10 protein-coding genes are annotated in these 10,275 nt (G+C 37.2%); 5 read left to right on the top strand and 5 right to left on the bottom strand.

What is annotated here, in order from left to right; all coding sequences use genetic code 11:
• The coding region (locus AC06OU_RS04100; protein WP_475854159.1) for a bile acid:sodium symporter family protein at positions 1-700 on the top strand (700 nt) is incomplete at its 5' end.
• Positions 701-1,091: 391 nt separating this feature from the next.
• Here AC06OU_RS04100 and AC06OU_RS04095 read toward each other — a convergent pair.
• The 3 genes from AC06OU_RS04095 to AC06OU_RS04085 are packed head-to-tail and all read right to left on the bottom strand — an operon-like array spanning position 1,092 to position 5,368.
• Entirely contained in the window at positions 1,092-2,528 is a 1,437-nt protein-coding gene (locus AC06OU_RS04095) for a M20 family metallopeptidase (RefSeq protein WP_475854158.1), read from the bottom strand.
• A gap of 6 nt (positions 2,529-2,534) precedes the next feature.
• The gene (locus AC06OU_RS04090) at positions 2,535-3,836 is read right to left on the bottom strand and encodes an amidohydrolase (RefSeq protein ID WP_475854156.1); all 1,302 of its coding nucleotides are present in this window, start codon (positions 3,834-3,836) and stop codon (positions 2,535-2,537) included.
• Between the two features lie 23 nt (positions 3,837-3,859).
• On the bottom strand, positions 3,860-5,368 hold the full coding sequence (locus AC06OU_RS04085; RefSeq protein WP_475854161.1) for an AbgT family transporter: 1,509 nt from the start codon (positions 5,366-5,368) through the stop codon (positions 3,860-3,862).
• 136 nt (positions 5,369-5,504) lie between these two features.
• Here AC06OU_RS04085 and AC06OU_RS04080 point away from each other — a divergent pair, with 136 nt between their 5' ends.
• Positions 5,505-6,818: a hypothetical protein gene (locus AC06OU_RS04080; protein ID WP_475854155.1), complete on the top strand. Its 1,314-nt coding sequence runs from the start codon at positions 5,505-5,507 to the stop codon at positions 6,816-6,818.
• A 39-nt stretch (positions 6,819-6,857) separates the two neighbouring features.
• Here AC06OU_RS04080 and AC06OU_RS04075 read toward each other — a convergent pair whose 3' ends face one another.
• Positions 6,858-7,385, bottom strand: coding sequence for a hypothetical protein (locus AC06OU_RS04075; protein WP_475854153.1), 528 nt, complete (start codon positions 7,383-7,385; stop codon positions 6,858-6,860).
• A 206-nt stretch (positions 7,386-7,591) separates the two neighbouring features.
• Positions 7,592-8,092 carry a competence protein ComK gene (locus AC06OU_RS04070; protein WP_298470577.1) on the bottom strand — a complete coding sequence of 167 codons (501 nt, stop codon included), beginning with the start codon at positions 8,090-8,092 and terminating at the stop codon, positions 7,592-7,594.
• 253 nt (positions 8,093-8,345) lie between these two features.
• Here AC06OU_RS04070 and AC06OU_RS04065 point away from each other — a divergent pair, with 253 nt between their 5' ends.
• From AC06OU_RS04065 to AC06OU_RS04055, 3 genes are all read left to right on the top strand, one after another.
• Positions 8,346-8,831, top strand: a complete 486-nt coding sequence (locus AC06OU_RS04065) for a sigma-70 family RNA polymerase sigma factor (protein ID WP_475854152.1) — start codon at positions 8,346-8,348, stop codon at positions 8,829-8,831.
• A gap of 85 nt (positions 8,832-8,916) precedes the next feature.
• The gene (locus AC06OU_RS04060) at positions 8,917-9,315 is read left to right on the top strand and encodes a hypothetical protein (RefSeq protein ID WP_298470573.1); all 399 of its coding nucleotides are present in this window, start codon (positions 8,917-8,919) and stop codon (positions 9,313-9,315) included.
• 132 nt (positions 9,316-9,447) lie between these two features.
• Positions 9,448-10,272: an aldo/keto reductase gene (locus AC06OU_RS04055; RefSeq protein ID WP_475854150.1), complete on the top strand. Its 825-nt coding sequence runs from the start codon at positions 9,448-9,450 to the stop codon at positions 10,270-10,272.
• Positions 10,273-10,275 lie beyond the last annotated feature (3 nt).

Here is a 10,275-nt window from a genome sequence, read left to right as displayed (position 1 = left end):
TCCGCCACAACTTGCAGCAGGATTGGTATTACTCGGAAGTGTTCCTGGAGGCACCTCATCTAACGTTATGGTCTTCTTAGCAAAAGGAAATGTCCCCTTATCTATTACCATGACAAGTGTTTCTACATTACTTGCACCCGTAATGACTCCCTTGCTACTGCTCATATTTGCCGGGCAATGGCTTCCAGTTGATCCGATGTCCATGTTTATGTCTATTATCCAAGTTATTATCATACCTATTATTTTAGGGTTAGTCGTAAGCAAGTTTCTACCGACTGTTACTGAAAAAAGTATTCCGATCCTACCACTTGTTTCAATAGTAGCAATTACTATTATTATTTCAGCTATCGTTGCTGGTAATAAAGAGAATATCGCAACAGCTGGATTTTTAGTCTTTATTGCTGTGTTACTGCATAATGCATTTGGATTACTTCTCGGTTACTTTGCAGCCAAACTATTTAAATTATCTAAGCAGGACCAACGAGCAATATCTATCGAAGTAGGTATGCAAAATGCTGGACTTGGAGTGTCATTGGCTAATAGTTACTTCTCTCCATTAGCTGCCTTGCCAAGTGCATTTTCTTCTGCTTGGCAGGTTATTACCGGTACATTCCTTGCAACCTATTGGGCAAAGCGCGTGCTTAAAAATACATCTGCTTCAGACAAACCATTGGAAGTAAAACGTGTAGAAGAATTCTAGTTTAGCGTAGTGGATAGTAGAGCTTGCCGACAGTATTTCATAATTCAAGGGAATGTTAGGTACAAAGATTTAATAAAATAGATAGTTGATTATTAATTAGCAAACAAATACTTAAGTAGAATCGAGTGAAAAAAAATATGAGACCGATCTTACTTTTCTTATTGCTAATGATCTGTTTTGGACAAATTGCCTCCGGTTTATATATGCCAACACAAGAATAGAAGAACACATGGCATAATTTTTATTAGCGCGGGAATAGTAGGCATTGCAATTGGTTTAACGTATCACTTTTTCTTCACCTAACCCTTATCAAAATACGGCAATTTGAAAAAACAGACCAAGAAGAATTATTCTTTTTGGTCTGTTTTTTAGTTTCGATTAATTTTTCATATTACATAGCGCTTGGGCGTAAATCTGCTGGTAGTGGATTTTGGTATCCATCTCCCACTTGCTTTAATAATTCTTTTTTTGCATCCTCAATTAGCTGTGGATTATCAAACAAGTCTACTGCACTTGCAGCTATTACCTTACTTGCATAGATCAATCCTTTATGTGCTAATGATGTTTTCCCTTGAGATACGAGCTGCCATGTGTGTAATGGTGTTCCCGCTACAAAACAAGTCGTGAAAAACTGAGCAGTTGGCACGACCCAGCTGACATCGCCTACATCGGTCGAGCCCTGCATGACCTCACGATTTTTCACATAAGGAATAATTTCCGTAAAGAATGGAGAATCTGCCGAATAAAACTCTTCCGAAACTGTATATGCAGAAAGCTTTTCTGCATCAATTACCGCAGCCTCGACTTCTTCAGAAGTAATAGTTTTAGCCATCGCCTTAGCGTATTCCATTTCCTCATCGTTATAGGTAGGTAATCCAAATTGCTGAAGCTTTTCATCCATCAAAACATTCAATGTATGGTTAGGAATATAATTAGAGCAGGCTTTATTAAATTTCACCGTGAGCTTTGTACCCGTCATTAACGCGGCACCTTCCGCAATATTAACAACTCGCTGATAGATTGCTTCTACATCTTTTAAATGGGGAGCTCGGATTAAATATAACACTTCTGCATCTGACTGAACGACATTAGGGGACGCCCCTCCAGAATTGGTAATTGCATAATGTACCTTTGCCTCGGAAATAATATGCTCTCTTAAATAGTTAACCCCTACATTCATCAGCTCAACAGCATCTAACGCACTTCTCCCTAAGTGTGGAGAGTTAGCTGCATGAGCCGCCTTTCCTTCAAACGAGAAATAAACCTGATAATTCGCAAGCGAAGAAAAAGAAAAGATCCCCGTATACGAATTTGGATGCCAGGTAAGGGCAGCATCAATCCCGTCAAAGACGCCGTCTCTGACCATATACGTTTTACCCGACCCGCCTTCTTCTCCAGGGCAACCAAAATATTTGATGGTACCAGTAATTTTGCCTTGTTCGATCAAATCCTTCACCGCAAGAGCAGCAGCTATCCCTGCAGTACCTAAAAGATTATGTCCACAGCCATGTCCATTACCATTTTCAATAATCGGCTCTCTGACTGGACTTCCAGCTTTTTGGCTTAAACCGGACAACGCATCGAATTCACCTAAAATACCGATAATCGGTCCACCTTGCCCAAAGGTAGCGGTAAAGGCCGTCTCAATATCGCCGACGCATCTCTCCACTATGAAGCCCTTTTCCTCTAAAAAGTTACTCAATATCTTAAAAGATTCAAACTCCTGAAATCTTGTTTCTGGAATATCCCATATACGATCACTTAGTTGGATAATTTCCTCTTCATATAATTCTATTAGACTAGTTATTTGATCTTCTATTTTAATCATTAGCACTCACCTTTCATGTTGATAAATTTGTTCGATCGTAGCTAACCAAGTTTGCAATGCAATAGGTAGCACCGCTTCATCGATATCAAATCTTTCATGATGATGTCCAGCTGCTAGTGTTGTTCCAAAAATGGAATAGGTAGATAAACCACCATTCTGTTGGACTCGTTCCATCATGAATGTTGCGTCTTCTGAACCAGCTGCAAAATCAGCGATCGGTATAACTTCATTTACACCAGCAACTTCCTTTGCTGCCTTAATCACAAGTTCCGCCAATTCATTGGAGGAAGAGCACGTTCTTGCCTCACCTACAATTTCATAGGACAGCTCTGCCCCGTGCATTTTAGCTGCTCCTTCCAATACGGAAATAGCCTGCTCATGCACATAGGTATGCACCTCACTGTTTTCTCCACGTGTCTCAAGCTTTAATGCTGCATGAGAGGGAATAATATTCCGTCCATCCCCTGCTATGCACGTACCCACGTTAATACGAGAAGCCCCACCGCTATGCCGCGAAATCGAGTGAAGTCCAAGAATGGCAGAGGCAGCTGCTAATAATGCATTCTTTCCCTTTTCAGGCTCAGCACCAGCATGAGCAGCCTTCCCAGTGAAGGTTGCATCAATTTTTGAAGTAGCTAAAAACCCATTCGAACCTCCAATTACCGTACCTAAAGGTGATCCTGTACCGACATGCATACTGAGAAAATAATCGACGTCATCTACTACACCAGCATCTACCATGGACTTTGCTCCTCGCACGCCTTCCTCTGCTGGCTGGAATATAATCTTGATGACTCCCTCAATATTCTCTTTATTTTGCGAGAGAATAGTAGCCAGTCCTAAACCAATCGAGCTATGAGCATCGTGACCACAAGCATGCATCCTGCCTTCATATTTAGATACAAACTCTTCCTCTATCGGTAGATGAGTAGTATTTTTTGATTCTAAAATATCTAAAGCATCCATATCGAAACGAAAACCAATTGTCGGTCCTGGCTTGGAGCCTTCTATAGTTCCTACAACCCCAGTATATCCACCGACCATTTTTTCTAAGTATTCGATATGTCCCCCGTTTTCCACAGCACTTTCATAAACCTTCGTTAGGATTTCCTCTGACGGTACTCCCATACGATTCTTTGATACTACTTCTCTACCAACCTGCACTTGAAAACCAAGATTTTTCAGCTCATTTGCTATAATGGAAGCGGTTCGAAACTCTGTCCACCCCACTTCTGGATATTGATGGAAGTTTCTTCTCCATACCTTCATTTGTTCCAATGAATTCGAAGGAATTGTAAATAAACTCAAGTACGTTCACTCCTTTAATTCATTTAATTTAAATACAAGGATACTCCTGGGCCGATTGGAATTCCGAAAAATGCAAAAACTAACATTAGAGCAATCCAAACGATTAGGAAAACAATAGTATACGGGAGCATTAGTGACATAAGCGTACCAATACCTGCTTTTTTATCGTAAAGGTGCATGAATGATAAGATAATCGCAAAATAAGGGTTCAACGGTGTCACCATATTCGTAGAGGATTCTCCAATACGATAAGCTAGTTGGATAAATGCGGGATGATACCCTAGCAGCATAAAGATTGGGATAAATACTGGACCAACTAATGCCCATAGAGCCGAGCCACTAATGATAAACAAGCTCAAAAATGCTACTAAAATTACAAATAGCACGATAACAAAAATATTTGTCATATTGAACTTAGTTAATAGATCAGCGCAATTTACAGCTAACCAAATAGCTATATTCGACCAGTTAAAATATGCAACAAACTGAGCAATCATAAAGATTAAAACGATATAGCCAGACAAGCTTCCTATCGCCTCTGTCATTATTTTTGGAACATCAGCTGTAGATTGAATTTTTTTCGTCGTAACTCCGTATACAATACCTACGGTTACAAAGAACAAGAACAAAACAGGAACAATTCCTGATAAAAACGGTGAACGTAAAATAGTGCCATCTTCATTTAAAAGTGGAGAATTAGGAATCAGCATACCAATAACTACAATTGCAATAAATATAATGGCTGCTATTAACGTATTACGTAATCCTTTCTTTTCCAAAGGGCTAATATCTTTTGAGAATGCTTGTTGCTTTCCTGTATATGTACCAAGTCTAGGCTCAACATACTTTTCAGTAATAATTGTCCCTACGGCTGCAAGTAAGAACGTAGAAGCACTCATAAAGAACCAGTTATCTAACGGTGTTACGATTACATCCGGGTTAATGCCCTTGGCAATTTCCGTAGAAATACCAGAAAGTAATGCATCCGTTCCTGCGATTAGTATATTTGCGGTAAAACCAATTCCTGTACTAGCTACACCAACTGCTAAACCTGCTAGAGGATGTCTGCCTAGAGATAGAAAGACTAGAGCAGCTAGAGGTGGAATTACTACAAATGCAGCATCAGAAGCGATATTTCCTAAAATACCAATAAAGAACACAGTAAAAGTAATAATTTTAGTAGGTGTTTTTACAATTGCACGCTTCATTAGCATTTCCAATAAACCAACTTTTTCCGCTAATCCGATTCCTAACATAATTGTCAGTACGAGGCCAAGCGGTGCAAAGCTCGTGAAATTGGTAAGAGTATTAGCCAATATAAACTGGAGACCCTCGCCAGAGAGTATACTCTTAACTGCAACGTTTTCCTCGGTATTCGGATGGATAACCTCTGCACCAGCTAAATTTAAAATTGCTGAAACAATCATTAACGCCAGAGTTAGATAGAAAAAGAGAATAAATGGATCTGGCAGCTTATTTCCTATCCGTTCAACTAAAGAAAGAAACTTGGAAAATTTACCGTTATCTTTCATCTCAACACTGTTAGTTGTAATAATAATCACCCCTTTTTTATTAAAAGACACTTTTTGTACATGTCTTTAAAGAATAGGGTAAACTATAACTAGACAAAATTCAACAAATTTTTAGAAAAAGGAGAACATTATAATTATGGCTCGCATTTTAATATTGACTACCGAGAATTCACTGGATTGGGTCAAGCAGGTAGAAACATTACCAGTAGAACCATGTGAGTATAGTTTTATGGTGTACCAATCATTAGAGCATTTAAAGGATATTTTTTTAGAGCAGATTCGATTAGTCGACGGAGTTCTATTTAGTGGACAAATCCCTCACTTTTTTGTCCAGCAGCACTTCCCCGACATTGACATTCCGATGTTACATTTTGACGTTACGCAAACGGACTTCTATCGTGCATTATCTGAATATATGTATACAAACCGAGACTTTCAGATGAAACGTTGCTTGATAGACTTTTTATATGAGGAAAATAACTATCTTGGAGTGAGAGAGTGGACTGAGAAAGAGGACTTCCCTTATATCTTCGATGCAACCATGCAGTCCTATGCAGATCAACAGGTATATGAAAAAATGACGAATTACCATGTGAAGCTTTGGAAGGAAGGCAAGATAGATGTAAGCATGACACGACTGAGTCGCCTACCTGACATATTGAAGCCGTATGGAGTAAATTTAATTTTAGTTGTACCTTCCCAAAGAAGCATGGTCGAAAAAGTAAATGAGCTCTTAAAAGAAATTCAAATACTACAGCTAATTGAAAATCAAGTAGTCATAGCGCATTTAGAGCTATCTATAACACGGGAAAATTTTAGAGACTTGGAATATAAACAAATGTCCTTGTACAAAGCGATCCTGGACTTTAGCCGAAAAAATAATATGAAATTTATCATTCATCAAAATACGTTTTTCTATGAAGTTATAACGAATCATAGCGACTTCAAACTAATAACAAGTGACATGGAGAGCTGCAAACTAGTCAGCTACCTGTCAACCGAGCTACCATTTGTAGTGAAAATTGGGTGGGGAATTGGAAATTCTATTCAAGCAGCACAGTTAAACGCAGAAAAAGCAGCTCACTTATGTACAACTTCGGAAACACAGTCCTATATATTAACAAAAGAGGCAAAGCTCATTGGACCTCTTGGAAGTGAAGACTATATTCAAGTAGATACTCAGTACGATTCTGCAACAGAAAAGCTAAGTGCTAAACTAAACACGACCTCCCTTCAACTGAAGAAAATAATCGCAGTAATGAACAAGCTTCAAACAAATATCCTATCAGCGGAGGATTTAAGTATTCATTTAGGGATTACCGAAAGAGCAGCAAATCGTATTCTGAAAAAGCTAGAGGAAAAAGGGGCAGCAAAGGTTACGACACAGCAGCAAAAAAAATTAAGAGGACGACCAAAAAAAGTATATCAACTTTATTTAGAAGAGGTATAAACATAGGCAGCCAATCATTGCACAATTGGCTGCCTACGTTTAATTTATCCCTGCATATGTATTGGAAATCTGCTTAAACATGATGATAGGTTCGTTTTCTTTTATAAAAGATGTGAATCCTAATTCAGTATAGTACGGTGATATACTGGTTATTTTATCGATTAAGTGATGACGGCTATTTGAAATTAAAATCAATTCAACATTTAATAATGATAATTGATCCTCCAGCTTTTTATAAATGGCAATGCTAAGCTCCTTTTCATCCCATGGTTCTTTGAGATTCAATGTGTGAAAAACAGCTACGATACTATTGATCTTATCTACTTCATAAAATTTTTCTAAACTTGTTAGGGAGTACGATAGCTTATCAGACAAGCAATCTGCTTCTCCACAAAGATCTAGATAAGAGGTTTTTACTGGATTAAACAAATGTAAGGAGGCTTCGCCTATTAGAATTGGATCGTCATGAGAATCTTTATAGATGAAACACTGGGCAAGAACTCTAAAGAACGATGTACCCTCCTCAACTGCAAGTTTAAAGTCGACATAAACATTAGCTACGTCCATTCTATTCCCTCCATATATTCAAACCATTTTACATCAAAATATTATTTCATTTTTACCAATAATTTGATTCAACGCGTATATAAATAATTGTAATAGATAGAATGTATCATTAATATAGGTTAAAAGTATTATATATTGATATAAAAAAGCGACTGATTATGGAGTAAACAGCCGTTTTATTAAGGAGAAACTATTTTTCTATTTAATTACATTTTGTTTGAAAATTGCAAATCAAATAAGTCTACCTTCTCGCTTAACATACTAAATAAATTCATCGTTGTGTGTAATCGCTCCTGTTGCTTCATCAACGTATACTTAGAGACCGCTACATCCACGCTTATTTTGTCATAAAACGTAAGCTTGCATAAACCCCTTCCCTGATTCTCTATTTGAAACAAATGATTAAAGATCCAAATACATTCTAAGTCCTTATAAGACCTTGTTGGAAAAGCTCCGATCTTTTCAGCTATTAGAATTGGTGACTTATTTGCATAATTCATCATTTTCTTAGTTGCCTCCATTCGACCTTCTAATGTAGAAGCATGACGAATGCATGCTAAATTCAGTAGTTGATTGACGGATAAGGAAGATCTGAAAACTCCATGTGTTGTAGTGATAATGGATTTATATCCTCCACAAAATGCTGATTGAATCATAAGTGTATATCTCGTTATCAATAAAGAATCGTTATACAGCAGTTTTTTCACTCCCCTGTTTCCCCTTAAATAAATAATACTAAATACCCTCTCCTTTGTATAGTCTGAATTAACTGAATAATTGTAATTATTAATATAATATGGTTTTTAATTTATTTTGTCGTATTTCATTAAAATTTCGCAAAACAAATATAACGTATGTATGTCAATTCTTCATATTTCCACATTCGAATATCGTTAGACTTCTCGTTATGCTATGCAATACCTAGGAAAAAATAGTCATGCATGATGGAACGGATAAAATTTGGAACGTTTTGAAGATATTTTGTTTGCCTATAAGCCAATGATATCTGCCTGCATTAGAAAATTAAATATTTATAAAAACTACGATACTTTTAGACAAGCTGGTTATATCGCACTATGGAAAGCTTGGTTAAAGTATGACGCTACTAAAGGTGACTTTGCTCCCTTTGCTTACCGGACGATCTATGGAGCATTACTTGATGAATTAAAAAAAGAACATCTCAACGAAGAACGTTTTCAAGTTATAGAAGAAGAACAATTGAGCAACCTACTAGAGAATGACAAGCTCCCCACTATTGAACATGACCAATTATCCAATGCTATAAAACAATTATCGGTCGACGAAAAAGAATTATTACGCTGGCTATTTGTGGAGGAGACCTCTCTCAAACAAGCTGCTACAAGGTATGGAATAACTGTTTCTGGAATTAAAAAGAGAAGAGAACGACTACTATGTAAAATGAGGAGCTTGATGGGTAGAGGATAAATATATTTTTTCATTTTATTTGGAGGTGTTTGGTTAAGATTTGAAGTGGGTATTATTTAATTAAGACCAAGAGGGAGTGATAAGAATGTCAAAAGTTAACAAACAAGCATTACTCATCGGAAGTGTCGCAGCCTTCGCCATTACTTATTTATATAAAACAGAAAACCGCAGTAAAGCTAAGGTAGCTTTAAAAAATACGAAAGCAAAAATGGATTCTTACATGGATTCGCGCAAAAACTCACCAACTTACGTAACAAAAACAGGTTTTTCTGATCCTGGTGATCCAGATGATAACCGTATGATTGAAGAAGGTGCAATGACAAGTATTCAATACTTCAATGCTAATGCCCAAGATAAAAAAGGGAAAAACAACTACCCAAAATCACATAAAAAACAAACACCTGTTACAGAGGAATCACTAGAAGAATCCAACAACGATTCTCCAGCGAAACAAGAAAACACAAAAAGAAATAATCCTGAGTAATTAGAAGCCTGTACTTAAAGTACAGGTTTTTTCCTTGAATGGAGTTTCAATTGAATGCAAAAATTATTATTTTCTATTAAACTAAAATGGTAATTGTATGCAAAATATATGAGAGATGGGAGTAATGCTAGAATGAATTATATTACCTTAAATAATGGTTTAAAAATGCCCCAGCTTGGATTTGGAGTTTGGCAAGTACCAAGTGAGGAAGCTACTAAAGCAGTTTCTAAAGCAATTGAAGCTGGATATCGTTCCATTGATACAGCAATGATTTATAAAAACGAAGAAGGTGTCGGTGAGGCATTAAAAAATGCCAATGTAGCTCGCGAAGATTTATTTATCACTACAAAGGTTTGGAATAGCGACCAAGGCTATGACAATACCTTACGAGCATATGAAGAAAGCCTTGAACGTCTAGGTCTTGACTATGTGGACTTATATTTAATTCACTGGCCAACTCCTCAATTTGATAGTTATGTCGAAACATATAAAGCGATGGAAAAGCTATACAAAGATGGACGAGTAAAGGCGATCGGTGTTTGCAATTTTGAAATAGAACATTTAGAGCGCATTTTAGAGGAATGTGAGATCCCACCGGTATTAAACCAAGTAGAATGTCATCCTTACTTAGATCAAAGTAAACTAAAGGAATTCTGTGCCAAGCATGATATTTTTGTAGAAGCATGGAGTCCTCTAGACCAAGGTGGCGAGGTACTGCAAGACTCCATCATTCAAAAAATTGCAGAATCGCATGGTAAATCCCCAGCACAAACCGTTTTACGCTGGCATTTACAAAACAACACCATCGTAATCCCAAAATCAGTTACTCCATCGAGAATCGAAGAAAACTTCCAGGTGTTTGATTTTGAATTAACTAACGATGAAATGGAACAAATCAACAGCCTAAACAAAGATCGACGTAAAGGCTCCCATCCAAACGAGATGAATGTTCGATAAAAA

The sequence above is a fragment of the Psychrobacillus sp. genome (genome assembly GCF_056205495.1).
Note: the sequence above shows the minus strand (reverse complement) of the source record. Positions and strands in the feature narration are given on the sequence as shown.

Bases quoted from the DNA above. Each gene is read 5' to 3' on its own strand.
- AC06OU_RS04095 (WP_475854158.1), bottom strand. From the start codon at position 2,528: ATGATTAAAATAGAAGATCAAATAACTAGTCTAATAGAATTATATGAA.
- AC06OU_RS04085 (WP_475854161.1), bottom strand. From the start codon at position 5,368: ATGAAAGATAACGGTAAATTTTCCAAGTTTCTTTCTTTAGTTGAACGG.
- AC06OU_RS04075 (WP_475854153.1), bottom strand. From the start codon at position 7,385: ATGGACGTAGCTAATGTTTATGTCGACTTTAAACTTGCAGTTGAGGAG.
- AC06OU_RS04060 (WP_298470573.1), top strand. From the start codon at position 8,917: ATGTCAAAAGTTAACAAACAAGCATTACTCATCGGAAGTGTCGCAGCC.
- AC06OU_RS04055 (WP_475854150.1), top strand. From the start codon at position 9,448: ATGAATTATATTACCTTAAATAATGGTTTAAAAATGCCCCAGCTTGGA.
- AC06OU_RS04080 (WP_475854155.1), top strand. From the start codon at position 5,505: ATGGCTCGCATTTTAATATTGACTACCGAGAATTCACTGGATTGGGTC.